Below are 23,876 nucleotides of genomic sequence, written 5' to 3'. Positions count from 1 at the left end.
GGAAGGAGGGGTTCAGGCCATGCGGGGAACTTCAGTTGAAATGCGGGGGATTGTGAAGAAATTCGGCTCGGTAACCGCCAGTGATCAAGTCGACTTTTCGGCAAATGCGGGTGAGATTCATGCGTTGCTTGGGGAGAATGGGGCCGGGAAGAGCACGGTGATGAGCATGCTGTCAGGGGTGTACAGAGCAGATGAAGGAGAAATCTTCATTCATGGGAAAGGTGCTCAGATCCGTTCTCCTAAAGATGCTGCGCAGCTGGGTGTAGGTATGGTGTTTCAGAACTTTAGGCTGGTGCAAAGCCTCACAGCAGCAGAAAATATCGTGCTTGGCGAAAAGTCGTCTTTCTGGCGCGGCCGTAAGTGGATGAAGAACAAACGCGAGGAGATAGAGGCATTAGCGGAACGGTTTGGACTGAATTTCCCGGTGGATCGCCCGATCTGGCAGTTGTCCGTGGGTGAGCAGCAGCGTGTTGAAATCGTTAAGACGCTGTATCGCGGGGCTGACATTATTATTCTGGATGAACCAACCTCTGTATTGACCCCGGGAGAGGTGGAACAGCTATTTGAAACGCTGCGGGTCATGAAGCAGGCAGGAAAAACGGTCATTATGACTACTCATAAAATGAAAGAGGTTATGGCGTCCTCCGATCGGATTTCCGTCATGCGCAAAGGGAAAATGATCGCCACACTGACCACGGCAGATACAGATGAACTGGAGCTGGCTCGTCTGATGGTGGGCAAGGAAGTAACCATCACCCGTCAAGAACGGGAAGCCACTGAAGGGGATTCTTTATTAGAAGTGAAAGATGTGGACGTATATGCCGATCACGGGCGAAAAGCACTGGATCACTTCTCTCTGAACGTATGTAAAGGGGAGATTGTAGGCGTAGCTGGGGTAGCTGGCAACGGGCAAAAGGAACTGGCTGAAGTGTTAACAGGTCTTAGAGGCTGGAAAAGTGGTGAAATCACGTTTGATGGAAAGACGGTGAAATCGGCTTCGGTTAGAGAGGCAATTGATTCAGGAATCTCCCACGTGCCGGAGAACCGGATGAAGAGCGGTTTAGCTGGACGCCTCGGATCGGTGGATAATCTGTTGTTTAAGTCTTACCGCTCAGAGGAGCACTCCAAATTTGGTTTCTTGAAGTCCGCGAAGAACCGTTTGTGGTCACAGGAGCTGGTCCAGCGCTTTAACGTCAAAACACCTGAGCTGGAGACGCCAGTACAACAGTTGTCAGGTGGTAATCAGCAGAAGCTGCTCTTTGCACGTGAAATCAGTCATCGGCCTAAGCTGATGGTAGCCGTTCATCCGACACAAGGGCTGGATGTAGGTGCCACGGCTGGTGTTCACGACCTTCTTATGGAGCTGCGTGGTTCAGGTAGTGGCGTGTTGTTAATTTCGGAGGATTTAGATGAATTGCTTCAGTTGTCCGACCGGATTCTAGTGATCTATAACGGCTCAATTATTGGTGAGAGTACACATGAGGAAGCGAATCGAGAGAGCATCGGACTACTAATGGCTGGTATTCATAATAGAGAGGAGAGCGCCGTATGAGCCTGGAGAATGGAAGAAATACCGCAGCAGCTTTCCTGGAACCCCTCCCCTCTCACTCCGGAAAACGATTCTCTCTACGTTTCGAATACGATGCCAGCCGCATCCGTTCTCCTTGGTGGACACCTATTGTATCTATAATTTTAGCGTTATTGTTGTGTGCCCTATTTATTGCGGCGAATGGCATGAATCCGGTGCTGGTCTATGAAAAAATGTTTCGTGGCGCATTTGGCACTGCGTATGGGCTCACGGAAACGATGGTTAAAGCGATCCCGCTACTCCTATGTGGGCTTGGGATTGCTGTGGCTTACCGCATTTCGGTATGGAATATTGGAGCAGAAGGCCAGTTAACCGTTGGGGCTATGGCGGCCACAGCGGTCACGATTTATTTTCCTGACTTACCTTCATTCTGGTCCCTGAGCTTAATGCTGCTGTTCGGGATTGCCGCGGGTGCGCTTTGGGGACTATTGACTGCTATTCCGCGGACGCATTTTGGAGTGAATGAGCTAATCACTTCATTAATGCTGAATTATGTTGCCCTATTGGCGCTCGATTACGTGGTATTCGGACCTTGGAAAGATCCTAAAGGTTTTAATTTCCCGGGATCACATATGTTTACTGCGGCTCAGTCGCTGCCTGTTCTCGGAAGTACAAGATTGCATATTGGATTGTTATTTGGACTTATCGCCGTTGTGATTTATTACTTAATGATTCGTTTTACCAAGTGGGGTTACGAGCTCCGTCTGATTGGGGCCAATCCTGTTGCAGCCAGATACGCGGGGATTCCTATCAAGCGCCATATTATTATCGTCATGCTGATCAGTGGGGGGCTCGCCGGGATCGCTGGCATGGCGGAGGTCTCCGGTGTTACACACAAGCTGATGCAGGGCATTTCACCGGGTTATGGATACACCGCCATTATTGTGGCTTGGTTGGCCAAATTGAATCCACTCGGTCTAATCGTTACTTCTATTTTATTCGGTGGCTTAATTGTTGGCGGATATAGTGTTCAAACCATCGGGCTGCCCTCATCGATATCAGAAATGCTGCAGGGTTCCATCCTGTTTTTCTTGATTGCTGGCGATATGATCTATCGTTTCCGCATTCGTCGTAGCCGGGTTCAGCTGAAAGGGGGGAGATAGGCGATGGATTTTACAACACAGCTACTTATTGCCGCTATTTCCGCAGGGACCCCGCTGCTGCTGGCTACGCTGGGAGGCATTCTAAATGAACGAGCCGGCATTATACAGCTTGGGGCTGAAGGTCTGATGCTGATGGGAGCGGTCACCACTTGTATCGTGTATATTCGCTCCGGAAACCTGTTGCTGGCTCTGCTGGCTACCGTAGCTGTAACGGCTGTGCTTGGTTTGCTGCATTCTTTTCTCTGTGTGACCTTACGGGCGAATCAAACGATGTCCGGTCTTGCGATGACCTTGTTCGGCAGTGGGTTGAGCGCTTATCTTGGTAAACCGATCAGCGGCATTCCTTTGCCGGGAACCTCCCCTAAGCTGCATCTGGCTTGGCTGGAAAATGTACCGTTCATCGGAAAAATATTCGGCAACATGGATTACCTAACCTGGTTCAGCCTGCTGCTAGTGCTTGCTTTGCATCTGCTAATTCACCGCACTTCATGGGGCCTGCATTTGCGGGCAGTCGGAGACAGTCCGGCTACCGCAGATGTGATGGGGATCCGTGTGCAGCTTATCCGCTACAGCTATGTGATCACCGGTGCTGCTCTCATCGGCCTGGCCGGAGCGGATATGGTATTGGCCTATGCGCCAACCTGGAATGAAGGGCTGACAGCCGGTCGAGGCTGGATTGCGGTAGGGCTAGTGATTTTTGCCAGATGGAATCCGCTGCGCGCCTTGTTCTGCGCTTACTTTTTTGGGGCATTGGATTCACTTGGCTTCCGCATTCAATTGCTGGGCAGTGCAGTTCCGCCCTATTTTCTCAAAATGATTCCGTACCTTGTGACCATTCTGGTCCTGATGTACCTGGGGTACCGCAATCGCAACAAACCATCCGGTACACCGGAGGCGCTCGGAGTTCCTTATATTCGGGAACAAAGGTTTTAAGGCAGGCTATACGAGAAGGGAAGCGGCAATCTGGTACTCAAAAAGGGAGGCGGAGTGTATGGGAGTTATACGGGAAGAGGATGGAAGGCTACCTGAAGTAATTCAACCCCACAGCCTGCACGAAGCTTGGGAGAGAAAAACGGCGTTTGGAGACAGTTCCCGATATGTCGCAGGAGGAACATTGCTGAGAACAGGGTGGGAAAATGGAACGGATCATATGCCCAAACAGCTGATTGATCTTCGGCAAATCACAAATCTCGGCGACATTACCTTAACGGAATTTCACTTATCTCTGGGCGCTCTTGTTCCACTCTCCCAGTGCCGCAGTAATGAGCATTTGCAGGCCGTGGCTCCTGCGCTGCAAGAGGCTGCACGTTGCATAGCGGCTCCGTCGGTGCGTAATCTTGCCACGCTCGGGGGCAATATCGCTTCTGGCTTCGGAGATATTCTACCTGCGTTACTGGTCTATGACGCGGAGTTAATCTCCTTTGACGGCAAATTTATGACGGCACTACCTTTGATAGAGTGGCTAAACAATCACTGGAGCGGGATAAAACCTGCGGCAGATCTTGTGGCTGAGATTCGCATCTCACCTACTTGCTTAGAGAGTCCGTTAACGGATAGGCTAGAAATTTTTCGTAAGGTTGGCCGCCGGGAAGCGTTCACCCCTTCACTTGTAACGGTAGCAATCTCAGCATCAATCGATGAGGAACACCGTTTCCGTGAGGTGCGTATCGCCGCAGGTGGGGGCTCTGGGCGGCCGCAGCGACTAAGTAGAGCTGAAGTTATGCTTGAAGGTGTGAGGTATACAGAGGAGCTGTTGGCTTCTTTATATGAAGGGGTTGAGAACAGCTTTGAGACGTATAGTGATCCCTTTGCAACAGAACTTTACAAGAAAAAGACTGCTGGGAATTTGGTTGTATCTGAGCTGTGGAAGGCTATGAATATACGGAGTTAAGAGGTGAATAACCCGACGAAAGGAGAGAGGGAAAATGCTGCTGAATAAGGAATCCAGCGGTAGCCGCTGGCGTACACGACCCGATGGAGAGGGCAAGGTATCCGGTAAGCTGCAGTATTTGACCGACATGAGGGCAGAAGGAATGTTGATCGGCCGTGTGCTCCGCAGTGAGCAGGCACATGCTCGTATTTTGTCCATACGTATTGAGAAGGCCATTGAAGTCCCTGGTGTACACGCTGTTATTACTCATGAGGATGTGCCCGGACTTAACGGCTTTGGCATAGCTTTGCCGCATCAACCGGTATTTTGCAGTGATCGTGTGCGTTACACTGGCGATGCGATTGCGGCAGTTGCGGCTGAGACGGACGAAGTTGCGGAATACGCCTTATCTCTTATCGAAGTGGATTATGAGCTTCTACCCGTGCTGGAGAATCCGGAAGAGGCGATGAAAAAGAACGCAATTTTGCTGCATGCCGAGGGAAACGTACTTCATCATACGGAATATCGGAAAGGGGAGCCGGAAGCGGTATTTACGGATTGCTGCCATGTGGTAGAGGAGTCTTACTATACACCACGCCAAATGCACACCTATATGGAGACTGAAGGTGGACTGTTTATCCCAGAGGATAACGGACGGCTTACCGTATATTCAGCTACACAACATGGGTTGATGGATCGCCTGCAGCTATCCAGAATCCTGGCTATTCCTCAAGAAGATATTCGCGTCATCTCGAGTCCTATCGGCGGGTCCTTTGGAGGAAAAGACGAGCTGAATGTACAGCCGTATGGAGCGCTGCTGGCCTTGCGGACACACCGTCCGGTAAGACTGCATAATTCGAGAGCTGAATCGGTACGTGCAGGACTAAAACGCCATCCCATGAAAATCACCATGAAGACTGGCTGCGACCCCGAAGGAATCATCAGGGCACATCAGGTCAGAATTATTTCGGATACGGGAGCTTATGCAACACTGGGGGCGGAGGTGCTCAACTTTGCGACAGAACATGTGATGGGCCCCTATATCATCGATCATGTGGATGTGAAGGGTTTTGCTGTATATACCAATAACGGTGTATCTGGTGAATTTCGCGGTTTTGGCGGCAATCAGGCGATTTTCGCTTTGGAGGGACAAATCGATCGATTGGCTGAGCGATTGCAGATCGATCCGTGGGAAATGCGCCGCCGCAATTTGCGTAAATATGGAGATCTGGGGCCACTGGGTCAGGAAATTGCTCAGACCGATGGTGCCTTTCAGGTGTGGGAAGCGCTGGCGGGTTCGCCTCTTATGACTGAGGCTGCATCTACAGACAGTGATTCAGGTGTTGTGGAACCTTGGATCTTAACTGGAACGGGTGCTGCTATAGCTATGCATGGTGCAGGACTTGGCTATGGTATTCCCGATCCGGCGGGTGGTAGGCTCTCTTTGACGCTAGAGGGCAAGATTGAGGCGGTGTTTGGTTACGAGGAGTTTGGTCAGGGCTTAATCGCAACAATGGAACAAATGCTGATTGAACAGTTTGGCTTGGCGGCAGAGGATCTAAGCATCGTCATTGGCGATACGGATGTTGTGCCCGATAGCGGATCTAGTACGGCTTCCCGATCAACTAGCATGATGTGGATGGCCTTGAAACGGCTGCGTCCAGACTTCACCGCTCGAGTGCTGCAGGCAGCTGCGATGATAAAGCCGGAGCTGGATAACTATGAAATGAAGCTCGGCCCTGGCGGCATTTGGCTAAAAGACGGCGGTCTGCTTCTGACTTACAAGGACTTGGCACAGCGTATTTCTGAACCCATTGTCTGTAATACAAAGTTTACTTATCCAACCACACCCTTTAAAAGAGTGGGGGCACATTTCCTATACACCTATTCTGCAATCGCAGTCCGCGTGGAAGTTAATTTGCTTACAGGACGTGTTCGTGTACTGGACCAATATCATGCGGTAGCGGCGGGACCGGTGGCTAATCCGCAAGGTTATCTTGGACAGATCGAAGGTGGCAGCAGTATGGCGGTCGGTTTCACCTTGTCAGAGGATGCTGTGATGTCTGGCGGCAGCTATGTCACCAAAAATTTAGACACCTATTTGGTGCCGACCATTGCCGATATGAATGGCAGCATTCAGGTGCAGCCGATAGAGGAGTTGCCGGATCATGACACGTACGGTCCTCGCGGCATTGGAGAGGTGGGTTCCGTCAATTTAGCTCCGGCAGTCGCGTCAGCCATATTTCAGGCTGTAGGGAAGCGGGTAACCAAGCTGCCCATTGATCCCGAATGGCTGCAGTCTACACCGTTTATTCCACAAAAGGTGGTGAACATCCATGCCGAGCCATAATTCAGATCCGAATCTAGATGGAGATAACCTTGCCCCCTTATCGTCTGAGGAAGTTTTTGCAGAAGAGAGGTTCACCTTTAATTGCAATCTTAATGGGAAAGCGATATCCACGGAGATTCCACCCTCCCGCCGGCTTTTAAAGGTCATACGTGAAGATTTGGAGCTGACCGGCACAAAACGTTCTTGTGAGATTGGCCGCTGCGGGGCATGTATGGTGCTGGTGGATGGACGTCCAATGAATTCATGTCTGGTCATGGCCTATCAATGCTCAGGTGCGGAAATTACAACAATTGAGGGTCTTAGTGAAGTAGGCCTGCATCCCGTTCAGCGGGCTTTTTTAGAAGAGGGGGGGTACCAATGCGGTTATTGTACACCAGGGATGGTTATCTCGGTGGTTGCTCTGCTGGAAGAAAACCCGCATCCTACTCAGGCTGAAGTGGAAGAAGCTTTATCGGGTAACATTTGTCGCTGTACGGGGTACGGTGGCATTTTACGAGCTGTTAACAAAGCTATTGGAGGTTGAATGGATGGTCGTTTCTGAAGGCAGGTTTACGTTGGAAGAGATAAATGCCATGAGTATAATGGATTTTGTGAAGCATCTAGGCGGCATTTTTGAACATTCACCGTGGGTAGCAGAGGAGGCTTATAAGCAGATTCCATTCCATTCTTTAGAGCATTTGCATAGCACCATGATGCAGACCCTACTGAGTGCTGACCGGAGCCGAATGGAGGGACTATTAAAAGCTCACCCGGATTTGGCGACTAGGCTTCAAGTTACGGCTTTGTCTGCCTCAGAGCAGCAGGGAGCTGGACTGGATCGGCTAACAACGGAAGAGTTCAATCTATTAAATGATCTGAATCGAAAGTATACGGACAAATTTCATTTCCCTTTTATTCTAGCTGTTCGTGGCAAAAACAAAGATGACATTATCGGCGCCATTGGAGTGCGAGTTGAGCGTTCCCCTCAGGAGGAATGGGTTCAAGCCTTTTCTGAAGTCGGTACAATTACGAGATTTCGCTTAAGTGATTTAATTATTCATTCATCATGAACGGGGAGGGTGTCAGCCATGCTGGAACCAATTAACGGACGTACAATGTTTTATGGAAAAAGTGATGTGTTAACTTATCGTACCTATGCTAAACCGCTGGCCGTTATCCCCGTTCCCGAATCTTCCTTCACGGGCTGCGACAACATTATATTCGCACATAATATTACACTCGCGGTCACGGGTGAGGCGTTTCTTCCTTCTTTTTCAGAGGGGGATAATTCCATGGTTGTTGCTACCGATTCTATGAAAAATTTCATCCTGCGCAATACCGCGGACTACACTGGAAGCACAACGGAGGGGCTACTGCAGCTTCTAAGCAGCCGTTTTCTCGATAAATACGATCATGTCACCGCAGTTTCAGTTTCCGCAGACCGGTTACCTTTTGAACAGGTGATGGTGCCCGGGGGTGAGGGGCTTAAACAGAGTCATTTAGTACTGCGTCACTCCAATAATGAATCTTATTCGGCTTCGTTAACTATAAAACGTGGAGAGAATGGGACTGAGGTTATCGCTCATGAATGCCGATTGAAGGATTTACAGCTGATAAAAGTGAGCGGAAGCTCGTTTTATGGATTCGTCCGTGATGAGTACACAACATTGCCGGAGAGCTTTGACCGTCCGCTTTATATTTTTCTGAATATTAACTGGACCTACAGTGATGTTGAGCATGCTCTGGATGGAGATCTAGGCCAATATGTGGCTGCGGAGCAGGTTCGCGATATCGCCCATAGCGCTTTTCATGAGCTGAACAGTCCCTCAATCCAATCGTTGATTTATCGAATTGGGCTGCGCGTATTGTCCCGTTTTCCACAGCTGGCTACCGTTTCATTTGAATCCAATAACCGGACTTGGGAAACCATTGTTGAGCCTGAAGAAACTAAAGGTGGAGTCTTCACCGAACCTCGTCCACCCTATGGCTTTCAGGGCTTTTCTGTCAGCCGTGCAGATCTGGCCGGAGAGACAGCGTAATGAGCGGGCGTCTTACCACCCATGTGCTGGATCTGTCGCGGGGGATTCCTGCTACAGGTCTGACGCTTCAGCTCTGGAAGCTTACGGATGGGATGAGCAAGCTTCTGTGTGAAGAAGTCACGAACAGTGACGGGAGGCTGGATGCTCCGCTGCTGGAGGGAAACAAAATGGAGGCTGGATGTTACGAGCTGCTGTTTATGGTCGGAGATTACTACCGTAGAGCTGATGCCAAAGCGTCAGCAGCTGACATAGGAGTAACAGAAAGCTCAGTAGATACTCAACGTGAGATGTCTTTTTTTCTAGAACAGATACCTATTCGCTTTCATATAGAGAGCTCCATGCAACACTACCATGTACCTTTGCTAGTAGCTCCTGGTGGGTATAGCACATATCGAGGAAGCTAGGGAAGATTTCAGGAACGGAGGAGGTGGCAGCTCATGAAGGAATCCTATGATCTTGTGATTAAGAACGGGAATGTAGTGCTATCCTATCAGGTGCTTAAGCTGGATATTGCTGTATCAGAGGGTAAGATTGTCGCACTTGGGGAGGAGCTTTCGCTTGCGCCGCTAACCAAAGTCATCGACGCAGATGGGTTCTATGTCCTCCCCGGCATGATTGATATGCATGTCCACTTTAATGAGCCAGCGTTTGGACATTGGGAAGGATTTCGCAGCGGTTCTGCGGCGCTGGCAGCTGGCGGCTGCACAACCTATGCAGATATGCCGCTTAACGGCAATCCACCTACTGTGAACGAGGCTGCGCTTCGTCAAAAGGTAGATGCTGCGGCTGGAAACTCTGCCGTTGATTATGTGCTGTGGGGTGGGCTCGTTCCCGGCAATCTGGATGATTTAGAAGTTTTGGCAGCCGCTGGCGTCACTGGGTTTAAAGCCTTTCTCTCCAATCCTGGAGGGGAGGGCGAAGGCAGATTCCGTGAAGTGGATGAGGATACACTCTATCAAGGGATGCAGCGAATCGCTTCTCTGGGCGGGATTCTGGCGCTGCATGCAGAAAGTGAGGCTATCACGGCGGTGTTGACCGCAGATGCAGTGCGAAATGGCAGAACCAGCGCAAGTGATTTTGCGGCTTGCCGCCCTGCTGAAGCAGAGCTGGAGGCAGTGTCCAGGGCGCTGCTGTACAGTGAACGTACGGGCTGCCGGTTGCATTTTGTTCATATCAGCACGGCCGCCGCCATTGAGAAAATCTATGAAGCTAAGCTTCGAGGTCTGGACGTTTCGGCAGAAACCTGTCCACATTATCTGGTCCTCACTGAAAATGATATGGAGGCTTTAGGCCCTGTGGCGAAGTGTGCGCCTCCGCTGCGAAGTGCGGTGGAGCAGGATAAGTTATGGGAGATGCTGGCCCAAGGCAAAATCGATCTGATTGCTTCGGATCATTCCCCCTGTCCAACGGAATTGAAGGTGAAGCCGGACTTGTCTTTTTTTGCAGCTTGGGGTGGGATCTCGGGTGCACAGAGCAGTCTGGAGCTTATGTTCCATGAAGGCGTGAATGTGCGGGGGGTGCCTGTTACATTAATTTCCAGTCTACTCGCAGGGCAACCCGCAAAACGTTTTGGAATAGAGCATCGCAAAGGCGCTATAGCTCTAGGTCTAGATGCAGATCTAGTTCTGCTGAATCCAAGCACAACCTATACGCTGACTGCGGAGGATTTATTATATCGCCACAAGCACAGCCCCTACATCGGAAGAACTTTATCCTGCAAGGTAGTTGCTACGATCTGTCGCGGGAATGTGATCTATACCTCTGAAGAAGGAGTGATCAGTGAGGGAGGTGGACAGTGGCTGCGAATTAGGAAGGAGCAGTACAGCCTATGAATGATTCCAGAGTTCAAGCGTCGACTCAGAAACTGCTGGAGCTGCTGGAGGAGCTGGCGGCATTCAGCACACCTGGGCCAGGAGTTACTAGACTGCTATATACGGAGGAATGGAGCCAGGCGCAGATTTTTTTGCAGGAAAAAATGGCTGGGCTCGGCTTAGAAGTTTCCATAGACAAGGTTGGCAATGTATATGGACGATTGAGTGGACGCGATCCGCAGCAAAAGGTTATTTTAACCGGATCGCATATCGATACTGTAGTCAATGGCGGAAAATATGATGGTGCCTATGGGATCGCTGCGGCTATGATTGCGCTTCAAGATTTGCAGAGGAACTTTGGCCAGCCGCAGCGGACGCTTGAGGTCGTATCTTTTTGTGAAGAAGAGGGGAGCCGATTTCCGCTTGCTTATTGGGGCTCGGGCCATGTCACGGAAAGGTATGACGGAAGCGAGGCCGAGACCTGTATGGATGCAGATGGAGTAACATTACAGGCAGCAATGGCGAAATCCAGCTTTTTGCAAGGTGTAACAGATGAGAATGGAGCCAGAAATGATATTGGCGCTTTTGTAGAGCTGCACATTGAGCAGGGAATTATTCTGGAGAAAACAGATACGCAGATAGGCGTAGTTCAGGGGATTGTTGGACAGAGACGCTATATGGTCAAGGTCAGTGGTATTGCTAATCATGCGGGCACGACACCGATGTTTATGCGGCAGGATGCACTGGCTAGTGCGGTTGAAATGCTGTATGTGCTTGAAAGTGCTGCTAAAACGGCTGGTGAACTTCTTGTAGCAACCTCGGGCAAGCTTGAGGTGTATCCGAATACGCCAAATGTGATCCCGGGTGAGGTTCTTTTTACATTAGATATCCGCCATAGTGAAGAGGACGAACTAGAACGTTTCTGTGAGAAGCTTCTTGCGGAATGTAATGAAATTGCTGTTAAACGTGGGGTGACTCTTGAGGTTACATCCGTGCTCCACACAGTCCCTGCGCCTATGGATACGAAGCTATTTGCAATGCTGGAAAATATCTGCCGCCAACAGGGGAAGACGTACCGTACGATGGTAAGTGGAGCGGGACATGACGCCCAGTTGTTTGCGCCGCGTTGCCCCACTGCGATGATTTTTGTACCCAGTCGTGCGGGTATCAGCCATTCACCGGAAGAGTATACATCCCCCGAGCAGCTTGCGGCTGGGCTTGAGGTGCTGACTGCGATGTTATACGAGTTAGCTTATTAAAAGAGTTCGACGAACTTTAAAATATATGGAAGTATATCTTTTACTCTATACTTTATCCTTATATTTCTCGCTGAAATGGAGCCCGTCCCTCAAAGGACGGCATAGCCGTTTCTACTTGAAGGGAGAGATCGTCATGAAGCGTTACGAAGATTTGTCACCGTCCCTGCGCTGCATTATGACTCCGGGTCCGGTGGAGGTGGATCCGCGTGTCCTGCGGGCGATGTCTTTTCCGGTGCTGGGGCAGTTTGATCCAGAGTTCACCGATATGATGAATGAAACGATGGAAATGCTGCGGGAGCTGTTCGCTACCCGAAATGCATGGGCTTACCCTGTAGATGGGACCTCTCGCGCTGGTATTGAGGCGGTGATGGTCAGCTTAATCCTGCCGGGGGAACGTGTGCTGATTCCGATCTTTGGCCGCTTTGGACACCTGCTTCATGAGATTGCTGAACGTTGTGGTGCTGAGGTATTCGTTCTGGAAAAGCCATGGGGAAGTGTGTTTGAACCGGAGGAAGTGATAGCAGCTATGGAGACTTTTAAGCCAAATGTGGTAGCGATGGTGCATGGGGAGACCTCTACAGGACGGGTGCAGCCACTCGCGGAGATTGGCAGAGCCTGCCGCCGAATGGATGCTTTATTCATAGTGGACGCAGTTGCAACCCTTGGGGGCATTCCTGTCGAAACGGATGCTTGGATGCTGGATGTGGTTGTAGGAGGTACTCAGAAATGCCTGTCTGTTCCTTCTGGTATGGCACCGATAACATATAATGACCGCGCTGAAGCTAAGCTTATGTCCCGTAAACGAGTAGAACGTGGGATTAGAATCAGCGATGTTCAGCCTGGTGAGTTGTCTTTTGTCCGCAGCAACTATTTCGATCTCGGCATGCTTCAGGATTACTGGAGTCCACAACGTCTCAATCATCATACAGAGATGACCTCTATGCTCTATGCACTGCGGGAGGGCTTGCGACTTGCGCTTGAAGAAGGAATGGATGCCAGATTCGCCAGACATCAGCTCCATGAAAAGGCACTTATAGCTGGATTAACAGCGATGGGGCTTGAACTTTACGGGGAGCCTTCCTGCAAACTTACCGTTGTTACCTGTGTGCTGATTCCTGAGGGCATAGACGGGGAATCTGTACGCACGCTGCTGCTGGAGCGGTTCGGAATTGAAATTGCCAGCTCCTTTGGACCTCTGAAAGGAAAGATCTGGCGCATTGGCACGATGGGCTTTAGCTGCCGTACGAATAATGTGCTGCGTTTGCTTGGAGCTTTGGAAGCAGCGTTGCTGCGACACGGATTTGAAGTTTTTTACGGACTTGGTGTTCAAGCGGCACTTGACGTATATGAGGAAAACGTAAGATAATCGTTGGAATAGATGCTGGCGGGTGAGTTCATACCAGGGGCATGTCCGGAGTGTTGGACAATCTTTGGATTAAGAAAACGGCTATCATCTACAGGGATGACGGAGCCGTTTTTTCGTACAATATCAGATTTGCCAACTATGATATCAACACAGCCGATGGTTAAGCAATCCTCTATTATTATGAATCTATTCACTACATCAAGAACGCACTTGGATACTAACGGGGGAGAGATGAAAATGACAACTTTTACAAGAAAGCCTTTAGCAGATTGTGTACCTGAGCTTGTGGCTACGGCAAGAGGAGATAAACCGGCAACACTAGTAATTACAGGTGGAAAGCTGGTTAATGTATGCTCTGGTGAAATTTTAGAAGGAATGTCTGTTGGTATACAAGGTGGACGTATCGCTTATGTTGGTAAAGATGTGACACATATGATTGGTGAAGGAACGCAGGTTATTGAGGCGAACGGTAAGTATATAGCTCCGGGACTACTCGATGGCCATTGTCATATTGAGAGCACACAGCTGACCGTTACTGAATTCTCCCGTGCGGTTCTGCCGCTGGGTACAACAGGTGGTTTCTTTGATGCTCATGAGATTGCTAATGTATTCGGGCTGAAGGGGATTCAATTGATGCTCGATGAGATGCGGGGAACACCGTTAGCGGCTTACATGCAGGTGGCTTCTTGTGTGCCTGCGGCAGGTGCGGAATTCGAGACAACGGGAGCTTCTATTGGACCAGAAGAAGTGGCAGAAGCCTTTACTTGGGGACCCGATGTGATTGCGCTGGGTGAAGTGATGAATTTTCCTGGCGTTGTTTATGGCGATGAGAAAATGCTTGGCGAAATTCAAGCTACGCTGAGGGCAGGTAGATTTGTAGATGGTCATTTCACATGGCCTTCCAGCGACTGGAGATTGCCCGTGTATGCTGCGGCAGGTGTGACTGGCGATCATGAGTGTGTGACGGCAGACGATGTGATTGAGCGCGTTAGACTGGGGATGTATGCCAAAATGCGCCGGGGTTCCGCTTGGCATGATGTGGCTAAAACAATTACGGCCCATACAGAACACGGCATAGATACACGCCGAATGATGCTGGTAACGGATGATCGTAGTTCGGAATCCTTACGAGATGAAGGGCATATGAATTTCGTCCTGCGTGATGCTATTGCTCAAGGTGTTAAGCCTATAACGGCTATCCAAATGGCTACCATTAATACCGCTGAACGCTTTGGTTTAGCGCGGGATATCGGATCTATTACTCCGGGTTCTTTTGCAGATATCATCCTTTTAGACGGGAATTTGGCGGATATTAATGTAGTGCTGACAATTGCCGCAGGTGTAGTAGTTGCGGAGAACGGAGTAATGACGGCAGAGCTTGCTAAATTCGCCTATCCGGAGGAAGTGTTGGCTTCGGTTCATTTGCCACAGCGTCCTACTTCAGAAGATTTCATTATTGCTGCTCCAATTCAAACAGGTGAACTTACTACAAGAGTTATTAAAGTAAGAGAAAATCATGTGGAGACTATTGAGCGTATGGTTTCGATACCTGTAGTGGAGGGGCAACTGGATGTAAATGCTATAGAAGGTTTGTGCAAAATCGCAGTGCTCGAACGTCATAAAGGTACAGGCAATAAATCAGTGGCCGTTGTCGAAGGCATTGGATTTAAAGAGCCGGCTGCCATTGCAATGACGGTTGCTCACGATAGTCATAATGTACTCGTCATCGGCAATGATGATGAGTTAATGGCTAAAGCTGCAAATGCGGTGGCGGATGCCCAGGGTGGTGTTTGCATGATCACATCCAGTGGGGAAACATTATTCCCGTTGGCTATTGCAGGTCTAATGTCCACGGAACCCTTCGAAATTGCTGCTGCAAAATCAGCTGCGATCAGCAAAGCGCTATATGATGCTGGCTGTACTTTGAACTACGCATTTATGACTTTATCGTTGCTTGCATTGGCGGTTATCCCGACGCTACGCATCACGGATAAAGGACTTGTTCGGATCTCGCCTGAAGGAATACAGTTAGTGCCATTGTTTGTTTAAGTAAAGTTAACTGAATAATAATTAGGCAAAAGACTGTTTTGAGGTCGATGATGACCATTCAGAACAGTTTTTTGTTGTGAAAATAAGAAAGACTAATTTTTTAAATATAAATATTAAACAGATGGACAAAGATTGAAACATTTTTCTGTGGAATTAATGAAAAAATATTAACAAAGCGTAGTCAGTTGACGATAATAATGTTAAATTAGATAAAAATTAAAGTGATTGGATAGAGTTAATTTTACATTATTGGCATTTAACGAAATTATAGATATCATCAGGTTTCAGGTAACCCAACTAAGAGGGACGAGGTGCATGAGAGATGATCAGACTAGAAACGCAAGACATTCTGAATATTAGCATGAAGCAAATTGCTACTATTTTTAAAATGAAGCCGCTTGAGCTGAGATTTGTCACTGATTTTCAGGGTGAGAAATATCTCTTAACTAATGATAAGCTACACCTCAGCAATCAGCAGTACTGGGCGAAGGTTATGGAATGTGTCTTTGATGATCATGTTAGACCTGTGCTAATGTGTGAGGTGTTATATTTCCTGCGTAACGAATTTCTGGAAAGTGATATCAAGATATGCTTCTCTTATGATTATGCAGAGGATGGGAATGGAGAAGCCACTGCAACCGCTGAAGTATCTTTTAATGATTCAGCTGATTTGCAGCCAAGTGAGATTGCTGAGCTGATCGATTTTGCATTGACCTTACAGGACAAGCAATGGTTCCATGAACTGACTACTAAATATAAGCAGCTTACAGCATAAGCATCTTAGTGATCCTTAGATCCTATGAACGGATATAACAAACCGTCTTATCTCAGCAGAGAATATCTGCGGATAAGACGGTTTTTTTGTATTACCAGCCCATGGCATTTCGTTCAACATGCTGAGCTAAAAAATGAAGCCAGTCCTCATGATTATTCAAGCAGGGGATTGCAGTGAAGTCTTCAGCATGTCCTCCTCCAGCCACAAATTGCTCGCGCCCTTCTATGGCTAGCTCGTGCAGCGTTTCCAGACAATCCGTTACAAGTCCCGGTGAGAAAATCAAAGGTTTATGAATTCCGCGTTCCGCTAGCTTTCCCAAAACATCTGCTGTAGAGGGACCTACCCATTCTTCGCGACCGAAGCGTGATTGAAAAGTAAGCTGCCAGCGTTCAGGCTCCCAATTCATAGCTGAAGCGAGAAGACGCGCAGTTTCCATACATTGCTCTGGATAGGGATCGCCTGTATCTGCATATCGTTTGGGGATCCCGTGAAAGGTCAGTACGAAAAAATCAGGATTAGAGCTCAGAAGTTCCATTTGCTGCAGTAAATGCGACTTCATGGCTGAAATATAACCGGGTTCATTATAATAGGCATCCATAAATCTGAGAGCAGGAATAAGGCGCTTTGTTACCGGTCCAGTGGAGCTTTGGCGTCCTAGTGCAGCGAAACTCGCTTGATCGAAGACAGATGCCGTCGTAGTGGACGAATATTGCGGGAATAGCGGCACAATGATGATGCGTGTGACTCCGTTAGCTTCCAATGTGTTCATCGCTTGTTCCATACTTGGTTCGCTATATGCTAAGCCAAGCTCTACCTGATACCGTGAACCTAGAAGCGCTTGCAAACCAGATCGCTGAGCTAATGAGTGGAAGAGTAAAGGTGATCCTTCTGTTGTCCAGATTTGTCTGTACAGCTCAGCCGACCGCCGAGGACGTGTACGCAGAATAACGCCTCGCAGCAGAGGTTGCCAGAGCAGTGGTGTATAATCTATGATTCGGCGGTCGGATAAAAAACGTTTCAGATAAGGACGTACCGCCTTTGCAGTAGGTGCAGTAGGTGTGCCAATTTGGGCGAGAATAACTCCAATAGGTGGCTGTTTGTTCAAAGCTTTGAACTCCTTTCCCATGTTAGAGATCGTTCTAAAATAACATATCTATTCTTGGATACACAATAATCGAGATCACGTTATCTACTTTGGGAATAGGAAGTGGGTGTATTTGTTTGGAGAAAATAATGAAAAATTACATTTATGAGCAAATAGTGATGTTTCTTATAGGGTATGTGATTTTAGATACAGAGGAATTGCGGAAAAGTTTGGTAGTATCAAACCAGAAATTGATTGAAAAAGCGCCTTCATTTTTTTCTGATATTATATGTGAATTATTTCACCTTTGATGCGGTTTATTGTAAAAAGGAATGAATAGATTTAAGGCATTATTTTTTTGGAAAGTGATGGTTCGCGCATAGGCATGAGAGGGGGGATGGGTTCTTATGAAGAGAGATGTAATGCTTCATAAGAAGAGAAGGGGCGCCGTGAAAGGTAAGTTTGGTTAAGAAAAGCTATATATCACTGGGGACTTGGTAAAGGAGAATTTTATTGAAAAAACTAATTTCTTTAACGGTTAGCGCGGCAATATTGTTAGCGCCATTTGCTTACACACTTAATGTGCCTGCTTTGAACTTGAAGGTGGATGCAGTATCCGCAGCTTCTGAAGAAGCGGATGCACCAGCAGCTAAACCAACAGCAAAACCAGCAGCAACAGCAAAACCAGTAGCAACACCAAAAGCAACAGCAAAACCAGTAGTAACACCAAAGCCAACAGCAAAACCAGTAGAAACACCGAAAGCAACGGTAAAACCAGTAGCAACACCAAAGGCAACAGCAGCACCAGCAGCAACGACAAAACCAGCTACAACGCCAAAAGCAACCACTGCTCCAGCGGCTACAGTAGTTCCAGCAGCGACTGTTAAGCCTGTGCCTACAGCATTGCCGGTTACAGTTAAGGAAAATGTATATCAAGATGGAGTTTACGTAGCGTATGGCGATGCTTACTCCAAAGGTACCGAAGGCGCTAAGATCGAAATTAAAGATGGGAAAATTACTAGCATCGATCTCCTGAGAACCAGCCCTAAGCTGATCGACAGAGATGCTCGTAACAATTATAGCGCTTTATGGCAAGCTTATGGATTGATGACGAATAAATTGATTGGCAAGACAAGAGATGGAGCAGCTGCAGTAGATGCTGTTTCGGGAGCAACACGCTCTAGTAATGGATGGAAATTGTCTGTAGACAGAGCGTTTGAAAGAGCTCTAACAGTGAAAGATACAGATGCAGTTTACTTTGATGGTGTTCATATGGGCATAGATCCTACAGGTAAATATGCAGTATTTGCAACCTACGAATCCAATAAGCTCACAGCTGTTAAAGTGTACCCGCTGAACAATGCTGGTGATTTCGTGGATGAGAAGGCCTACACAGCTGAGCAATCCGCAGCAGTTGCAGCTATAACACCAGCATTGCTGGCTAAAGGAACAGCTGCAGAGCCTGTTGTAGGACTCGAAGCCGACTTTAAGGCTGCGATTAATGCTTTCTGGGATGCTGAGCAGAATGCAAAGATTAACAATACTTCTGCTTATGTAGACGGATTCTATTCCTCTTATGGGACTGCAAGAAGTGTTGGTGTTGAAAGAGCTGACATCGTGATCCGCAACGGTAAGCTAGTGGATGTGAAGCTGTTCAGACTTGGGAACAACCTCATTGACAGAGGTGCAACGGCTTATGCAGAAGTTGTAAAAGCTAATGCTCCGATGACAGCTAAGTTGCTTGCTAATGGATCTTACTTCACTAACTATGATGAGAAAGTAGATGGAATTTCTGGCGCTACAGAAAGCAGTCACGGTTGGAACCAAGCCGTAGAAAGAGCTTTCGAGAAAGCACTGAAAGTTCCAGATGAAGTTAAATATTTTGACGGAAAATTCGCAGGTGTAGATAACCAATCTAAAGTATTACTGCTTGTTGATGTTGCTTCAGATGCAGTTACAAACGTTAAATTAAGCTTGTTTGGTGCTGACGGCAAGCTGATCGCTGATGACAAACTAAGTGCAGAACAAAAATCGCTGGTGGGTACACTTACTTCAGGATTACTTGAAAAAGGTGTGCAAATGTCCGATATCACAGGTCAAGAAGAGCTATCCGCAGCTGCCAAAGCTGCTCTGACTGATGCTTTGACTAATGCATCCAAAGTTCAAGGAACCTATAAAGACGGAACCTTTACTGCATTTGGTGATGCCTATGATAAAGGAACAAACAGAGCAGACGTTACACTGCGTAACGGTAAGATCGTTAATGTTGCTTTGTATCGTGTAGGAATGAATCTTGTGGATAGAGGCAAGGCTGCTTACCCAGAGGTGGTAAAAGCAATTCCGCAATTGACTTCTAGCTTCCTTGCAGCTGGTACTAGAGAAGCTGTGCAAGATGTAGACGCTGTTTCCGGTGCAACAAGTAGTAGTGTAGCTCTCAAGACTGCGGTGGATAGAGCATACGGGAAAGCTGAGATTGTTGAAGCTAACAAAGCGGCTTACTTCGATGGAATCTTCATTGGTGTAAGTACGGATAAGCTTGTAAATGTGATGACGTATGTAGAACATGGCGTTCCTGTTAAAATGCTCGTTTACTATTTAGATAAAAACGGAAGTACAAGAACGGTCAACCAGTTGACTGACGCTGAGCTGGCTGTGAAGAGCGAGATTGAGTCGACTTCAACGGGCTATAGTTTACACAAGTATGGATATCGTGCAGCAGCCTTCGGAAATAATGATGCTGAGAAAGAAGTATCTGCTAAAGTGGTAGAAGCTATTAAATCAGCACTTGAATCCGCTGGTAAATAAGCAATTTTCAATCAATAGTTAATCTATAAAGGGGGTTATTCTAAGCCATATTATGGCCTGTGGAGTAACCTCCTTTATCTACCTGTACATAAAAATGAAAATAGATCGTATAGTGATTTAAAGGGATTTTGGACGTGAGTGTCTAAAGTTTAATATAGAGAGCAGGTACAAAGCCTGTTATTAATAGGAGGCTTCAACATGACACAAATTAAACAGCTCGCTCCACAGGATGAATTTGTTGGCTTTTATCTCTTAAGAGAGCTAGCGATCAAACAAACGAACGGTACTCCTCCAAAGGATTATTTCGACCTAGTCTTGGGGGATTCCAGTGGACAATTGTCCGCGAAATATTGGGATGCCAGCACAACCGATAAAGAAACTTTTTTTCCTATGGCACTGGTGAAGGTTCGTGGGATTGCGCACACTTATCGTGAGAAATTGCAAATCAAAGTAACCAAAATCAGATTGGTGAACGATGAGGATGGCGTTGCGCTAACGGATTTTATTCGCTCCGCTCCTATTCGTCCAGTAGACCTTATTCATACGATTAAAGGGGTTATGGCAAGCATCACAGATCCGGAGATTGCCTCGATTGTCTCCTTTTGTGTAAGCAAAGTGGAAGAGAAATTGATGCATTATCCGGCTGCCAAAACGCATCACCATGCTTATTTTGCCGGTCTTGCTTATCATATGGTTCGCATGCTGGAGATCGGGGATTTTTTGTGCAAGCAGCGTCCGTTCCTGAATCCAGATTTAATGAAGGCTGGAATTATTCTGCATGATATCGCGAAGCCGGAGGAGATGATCTCTCAGCTCGGAATTGTCTCAGAATATAGCGTTCAGGGGAAGTTGATTGGTCATATCTCGATGGCATCTAACTGGATTACAGAAGCGGCCATCCGCTTAGACATTGATTTGAATTCGGAGAAGGTTCTGGCGTTACAGCATCTCGTATTATCACACCATAACCTGGGCGAATGGGGCAGTCCTGTTCAGCCGCAAACGGCTGAGGCCGTAGCGCTGCATCATATTGACGCGATGGATGCGAAGCTGCAGATGGTCGAGGATGCGCTGGATACCACACCAGAAACGGAAGAATGGACGCCATTCATCAGAGGACTGGAGAATAAAGCAGTTTATCGGATGAAGATCTAGCGTGTTGTGTTGATCTTGGTTGGTGATCTGGATGAACCGATGGGATGTTCACTGATCGCTGATAAAATATACGGAATTCTTCCCTATAATTAGCACGATAAGGGTCTATTCGAAGTCATTATAGAGCGTAAATGTAGAATTACAGGGAGCTATTCCCTATAATGACCAGCAAGGTCAGATTTCTTCGTAGTGAATGAATCGACTTGTATGCTATATTCCTCCATCTATGCAAAACACCCAACCAGCTGTAATGAGCCTGTTGGGTGTTTTTTGGTAAATAACTTAATAGTTTCTTACAAATAGAAGTTTTTCGTTCTTTGATTGTTCACAGGTTTCTTAGCAGGTTTACTCTTTCGAGCAGAAAAAGGAGTGTATCCACCAGCAAACATTGTTCCGCTAGTATATCCTTGGCTGCTGGAGAGCAAAAGCGGGTCAAGGTGTGATTCTCGCTCCATAAGCATTAATAGAACCAAGGCAGCAGCGCGCGCGTCATCGAGAGCGTCATGGTGCTTCAGCTCAATGCCGAAATGCTCGGAGACTACATTAAGTTTATGAGAGGGAAGCTCGGGCAGCATTTTTTTGCCTAGTAAATAAGTACATAAGTATTGAAAGCTCGGATAGCTTATGGACATCCCATCGAGGCAATACCGCAGTACACTCATATCAAAAGCGGCATTGTGCGCTACAACAATTCGTCCGTGCAGCAAAGGTTCAACGGTGGGCCATAATTCGTGGAAAGTAGGCTGACCGATTACCATGGAGGGGGTGATGCCATGTATCGAAATGTTCATGCCGTCAAACCGCTGTTGCGGATCGATCAGCCAAGAATGTTCTGCTGTGATTACGCCATCTTTAACTTCCACAAGTCCCAAAGCACAGGCGCTGGATCGACTGGAATTCGCCGTTTCAAAGTCAATTGCTATAAAGTCCATCGTAAAGCTCCTCATCTATCATATATACATTCATATTAAAGTAGTAAAATGATAAATACAATCTAGTACAAGTTACATATAGTAGTTGAGTAAAAATATGAATTCCCCATATGGCTAAAAGCAGCAAAGGAAAAGCGGATTATTCGAGCATAAATAATGAAAAAATCTAAACAGAATAATCGAATACTATACATGGAGCCATAACCATCTACCAGAGTAGAAATGTTGTGGCTTTTTCAAGTTTCGTTATCTTGCTATCCTATTCAAGAATCCGTACACTGCAAAATAGATGTTGTATATTATTGTTAAGCTCAGATACGGGAGGAAATACTTTGGGAGCTGTAATCACTAAATTTTTTGAATATGGGCAAGCAGAAATCGATTACCTCGGAAGTGTGGACCCAGTGCTAGGTGCGGCGATGGCGCGAATGGGGAAAGTGGAACGTGTGATTATTCCGGATCTTTTCACTGCACTTATCTATGCCATAGTAGGTCAGCTAATATCAGTCAAAGCGGTTCGAACTATCTGGACAAGAATGCAGGTTCAATTCAGAGAAATAACTCCGCAGCAGCTAGCTATACACACAGCAGATGAGATTCAGGGTTGCGGTATGACGATGAAAAAGGCGGTTTGTATTCATGACATTTCCAAGCTGATTGCTGATGGAGAGTTTAAGCTGGAGGAATTATATGGATTGTCCGATCAAGAGGTTATTCAAAGACTCATGAAGTTAAAAGGTATTGGTAAGTGGACAGCAGAGATGATGTTAATTAATTGTATGGAGCGCCCAGATGTAGTCAGTTGGGGAGATATCGCCATTCGTCGCGGCATGATGAAGCTGTATGGGCTTGATACGCTTACCAAAAAGCAATTCGAACAATACCGTCTCAGGTACTCACCACATGGTTCGGTAGCTTCCATATATTTATGGGAGATTTCATTTCAATAATTAATACGTAGGGAGCACTATAGTGGATAAAACAATAAAGGAACAGCTAGTGGAGTTGGCAGATGCGGATTACCAGAAGTTTTCTGCGGCTTTACTTCCGACGATCGATAATGTGATAGGAGTCAGGCTACCGGAGCTACGTAAACTCGCCAAAACCATTGCAAAGGGTGACTGGAGAGCCTATTTGGAGCACGCCGACTCTGATTTTTTTGAAGAGGTAATGCTGCAAGGTATGGTACTTGGTTATGTGAAGACAGATCCTGAAGAAATTCTGCATTATATTGCGGACTTTATTCCTAAAATCGATAACTGGTCGGTATGTGATAGCTTTTGCACGGGGCTGAAGTTTACCTTGAAGAATAAAGAGCAGATGTGGGACTTTATAGTGCCGTATCTGTTATCTGATAAAGAATATGAGATTCGATTTGCGGTAGTGATGATGCTTAATTTCTTTATTGAAGAAGCGTACATCAGTCGGATTCTACAACTACTCGATAAGGTCAGACATGAGGGGTATTATGTGAAAATGGCGGTTTCTTGGGCGCTATCGATGTGTTATGTGAAGCTGCCTGCGGCTACGATAGATTATTTGAGAACTAACACTTTAGATGATTTCACCTATAACAAGGCTTTGCAGAAAATCACAGAGTCTTACCGAGTAGATCCGGAATCGAAAAAAATGATTCGCGGGATGAAGAGGAATAGAAAAAACAAGCCCCTTATATAGCTCAGTAGCTGAGAAATAAGGGACCTGTTATTAT

The 23,876-nt window shown here is 47.2% G+C and carries 20 protein-coding genes; 18 read left to right on the top strand and 2 right to left on the bottom strand.

Annotation, left to right across the window (positions count from 1 at the left end; translation table 11 throughout):
* The first annotated feature begins 19 nt into the window (after window positions 1-19).
* From NSQ29_RS20635 to NSQ29_RS20570, 14 genes are all read left to right on the top strand, one after another.
* The gene (locus NSQ29_RS20635; RefSeq protein ID WP_341125962.1) at window positions 20-1,552 is read left to right on the top strand and encodes an ABC transporter ATP-binding protein; all 1,533 of its coding nucleotides are present in this window, start codon (window positions 20-22) and stop codon (window positions 1,550-1,552) included.
* On the top strand, window positions 1,549-2,691 hold the full coding sequence (locus tag NSQ29_RS20630) for an ABC transporter permease (RefSeq protein WP_341125961.1): 1,143 nt from the start codon (window positions 1,549-1,551) through the stop codon (window positions 2,689-2,691). The genes NSQ29_RS20635 and NSQ29_RS20630 overlap by 4 nt, the downstream gene beginning before the upstream one ends.
* A gap of 3 nt (window positions 2,692-2,694) precedes the next feature.
* Window positions 2,695-3,624, top strand: a complete 930-nt coding sequence (locus NSQ29_RS20625; RefSeq protein WP_042185778.1) for an ABC transporter permease — start codon at window positions 2,695-2,697, stop codon at window positions 3,622-3,624.
* A gap of 58 nt (window positions 3,625-3,682) precedes the next feature.
* On the top strand, window positions 3,683-4,582 hold the full coding sequence (locus tag NSQ29_RS20620; protein ID WP_341125960.1) for an FAD binding domain-containing protein: 900 nt from the start codon (window positions 3,683-3,685) through the stop codon (window positions 4,580-4,582).
* A gap of 34 nt (window positions 4,583-4,616) precedes the next feature.
* A complete protein-coding gene (pucD, locus tag NSQ29_RS20615) occupies window positions 4,617-6,911 on the top strand; it encodes a xanthine dehydrogenase subunit D (RefSeq protein WP_341125959.1) in 2,295 nt (764 codons plus the stop codon).
* Window positions 6,898-7,434 carry a (2Fe-2S)-binding protein gene (locus NSQ29_RS20610; RefSeq protein ID WP_341125958.1) on the top strand — a complete coding sequence of 179 codons (537 nt, stop codon included), beginning with the start codon at window positions 6,898-6,900 and terminating at the stop codon, window positions 7,432-7,434. The genes pucD and NSQ29_RS20610 overlap by 14 nt, the downstream gene beginning before the upstream one ends.
* A gap of 4 nt (window positions 7,435-7,438) precedes the next feature.
* A complete protein-coding gene (gene uraD / locus NSQ29_RS20605) occupies window positions 7,439-7,960 on the top strand; it encodes a 2-oxo-4-hydroxy-4-carboxy-5-ureidoimidazoline decarboxylase (RefSeq protein ID WP_341125957.1) in 522 nt (173 codons plus the stop codon).
* 18 nt (window positions 7,961-7,978) lie between these two features.
* Window positions 7,979-8,929, top strand: coding sequence for a factor-independent urate hydroxylase (gene pucL, locus NSQ29_RS20600; RefSeq protein WP_341125956.1), 951 nt, complete (start codon window positions 7,979-7,981; stop codon window positions 8,927-8,929).
* Complete coding sequence (gene uraH, locus NSQ29_RS20595; protein WP_341125955.1) at window positions 8,929-9,333, top strand: hydroxyisourate hydrolase; 405 nt, start codon at window positions 8,929-8,931, stop codon at window positions 9,331-9,333. The genes pucL and uraH overlap by 1 nt, the downstream gene beginning before the upstream one ends.
* Window positions 9,334-9,366: 33 nt before the next feature.
* Window positions 9,367-10,761: an allantoinase gene (locus tag NSQ29_RS20590; RefSeq protein ID WP_341125954.1), complete on the top strand. Its 1,395-nt coding sequence runs from the start codon at window positions 9,367-9,369 to the stop codon at window positions 10,759-10,761.
* On the top strand, window positions 10,758-11,999 hold the full coding sequence (gene allC / locus NSQ29_RS20585; protein ID WP_341125953.1) for an allantoate deiminase: 1,242 nt from the start codon (window positions 10,758-10,760) through the stop codon (window positions 11,997-11,999). Before NSQ29_RS20590 ends, allC begins: the two co-directional genes overlap by 4 nt.
* Window positions 12,000-12,132: 133 nt before the next feature.
* Complete coding sequence (locus NSQ29_RS20580) at window positions 12,133-13,365, top strand: pyridoxal-phosphate-dependent aminotransferase family protein (RefSeq protein ID WP_341125952.1); 1,233 nt, start codon at window positions 12,133-12,135, stop codon at window positions 13,363-13,365.
* 231 nt (window positions 13,366-13,596) lie between these two features.
* The gene (gene ade / locus NSQ29_RS20575) at window positions 13,597-15,414 is read left to right on the top strand and encodes an adenine deaminase (RefSeq protein WP_340974727.1); all 1,818 of its coding nucleotides are present in this window, start codon (window positions 13,597-13,599) and stop codon (window positions 15,412-15,414) included.
* A 322-nt stretch (window positions 15,415-15,736) separates the two neighbouring features.
* Window positions 15,737-16,189 carry an IDEAL domain-containing protein gene (locus tag NSQ29_RS20570; RefSeq protein WP_042185792.1) on the top strand — a complete coding sequence of 151 codons (453 nt, stop codon included), beginning with the start codon at window positions 15,737-15,739 and terminating at the stop codon, window positions 16,187-16,189.
* 91 nt (window positions 16,190-16,280) lie between these two features.
* On the opposite strand, the gene hemH is transcribed toward NSQ29_RS20570, so the two are convergent.
* On the bottom strand, window positions 16,281-17,294 hold the full coding sequence (hemH, locus tag NSQ29_RS20565) for a ferrochelatase (protein WP_218640901.1): 1,014 nt from the start codon (window positions 17,292-17,294) through the stop codon (window positions 16,281-16,283).
* 492 nt (window positions 17,295-17,786) lie between these two features.
* Here hemH and NSQ29_RS20560 point away from each other — a divergent pair, with 492 nt between their 5' ends.
* Both NSQ29_RS20560 and NSQ29_RS20555 read left to right on the top strand, forming a co-directional pair.
* Entirely contained in the window at window positions 17,787-20,078 is a 2,292-nt protein-coding gene (locus NSQ29_RS20560) for an FMN-binding protein (protein WP_341125951.1), read from the top strand.
* 198 nt (window positions 20,079-20,276) lie between these two features.
* Window positions 20,277-21,233: a 3'-5' exoribonuclease YhaM family protein gene (locus NSQ29_RS20555; protein ID WP_042185798.1), complete on the top strand. Its 957-nt coding sequence runs from the start codon at window positions 20,277-20,279 to the stop codon at window positions 21,231-21,233.
* A gap of 293 nt (window positions 21,234-21,526) precedes the next feature.
* Here the strand turns inward: NSQ29_RS20555 and NSQ29_RS20550 are convergent, their stop codons facing one another.
* A complete protein-coding gene (locus tag NSQ29_RS20550; protein ID WP_076286301.1) occupies window positions 21,527-22,165 on the bottom strand; it encodes a 3'-5' exonuclease in 639 nt (212 codons plus the stop codon).
* A gap of 332 nt (window positions 22,166-22,497) precedes the next feature.
* Between NSQ29_RS20550 and NSQ29_RS20545 the strand changes: the two genes are divergently transcribed.
* Entirely contained in the window at window positions 22,498-23,115 is a 618-nt protein-coding gene (locus NSQ29_RS20545; protein WP_339245914.1) for a DNA-3-methyladenine glycosylase family protein, read from the top strand.
* Window positions 23,116-23,137: 22 nt separating this feature from the next.
* Window positions 23,138-23,842, top strand: coding sequence for a DNA alkylation repair protein (locus NSQ29_RS20540; RefSeq protein WP_076298202.1), 705 nt, complete (start codon window positions 23,138-23,140; stop codon window positions 23,840-23,842).
* Window positions 23,843-23,876 lie beyond the last annotated feature (34 nt).

Source organism: Paenibacillus sp. FSL F4-0236, from assembly GCF_038000135.1.
Lineage (GTDB): Bacteria > Bacillota > Bacilli > Paenibacillales > Paenibacillaceae > Paenibacillus_AQ.
The sequence above is the reverse complement of the archived record's forward strand: the minus strand, read 5'-3'. Positions and strand labels throughout refer to the sequence as shown.

Coding starts and splice junctions, on each gene's coding strand:
- NSQ29_RS20635 (WP_341125962.1), top strand. CDS start 20: ATGCGGGGAACTTCAGTTGAAATGCGGGGGATTGTGAAGAAATTCGGC.
- NSQ29_RS20630 (WP_341125961.1), top strand. CDS start 1,549: ATGAGCCTGGAGAATGGAAGAAATACCGCAGCAGCTTTCCTGGAACCC.
- NSQ29_RS20625 (WP_042185778.1), top strand. CDS start 2,695: ATGGATTTTACAACACAGCTACTTATTGCCGCTATTTCCGCAGGGACC.
- NSQ29_RS20620 (WP_341125960.1), top strand. CDS start 3,683: ATGGGAGTTATACGGGAAGAGGATGGAAGGCTACCTGAAGTAATTCAA.
- pucD (WP_341125959.1), top strand. CDS start 4,617: ATGCTGCTGAATAAGGAATCCAGCGGTAGCCGCTGGCGTACACGACCC.
- NSQ29_RS20610 (WP_341125958.1), top strand. CDS start 6,898: ATGCCGAGCCATAATTCAGATCCGAATCTAGATGGAGATAACCTTGCC.
- uraD (WP_341125957.1), top strand. CDS start 7,439: ATGGTCGTTTCTGAAGGCAGGTTTACGTTGGAAGAGATAAATGCCATG.
- pucL (WP_341125956.1), top strand. CDS start 7,979: ATGCTGGAACCAATTAACGGACGTACAATGTTTTATGGAAAAAGTGAT.
- uraH (WP_341125955.1), top strand. CDS start 8,929: ATGAGCGGGCGTCTTACCACCCATGTGCTGGATCTGTCGCGGGGGATT.
- NSQ29_RS20590 (WP_341125954.1), top strand. CDS start 9,367: ATGAAGGAATCCTATGATCTTGTGATTAAGAACGGGAATGTAGTGCTA.
- allC (WP_341125953.1), top strand. CDS start 10,758: ATGAATGATTCCAGAGTTCAAGCGTCGACTCAGAAACTGCTGGAGCTG.
- NSQ29_RS20580 (WP_341125952.1), top strand. CDS start 12,133: ATGAAGCGTTACGAAGATTTGTCACCGTCCCTGCGCTGCATTATGACT.
- ade (WP_340974727.1), top strand. CDS start 13,597: ATGAAAATGACAACTTTTACAAGAAAGCCTTTAGCAGATTGTGTACCT.
- NSQ29_RS20570 (WP_042185792.1), top strand. CDS start 15,737: ATGATCAGACTAGAAACGCAAGACATTCTGAATATTAGCATGAAGCAA.
- NSQ29_RS20555 (WP_042185798.1), top strand. CDS start 20,277: ATGACACAAATTAAACAGCTCGCTCCACAGGATGAATTTGTTGGCTTT.
- NSQ29_RS20550 (WP_076286301.1), bottom strand. CDS start 22,165: ATGGACTTTATAGCAATTGACTTTGAAACGGCGAATTCCAGTCGATCC.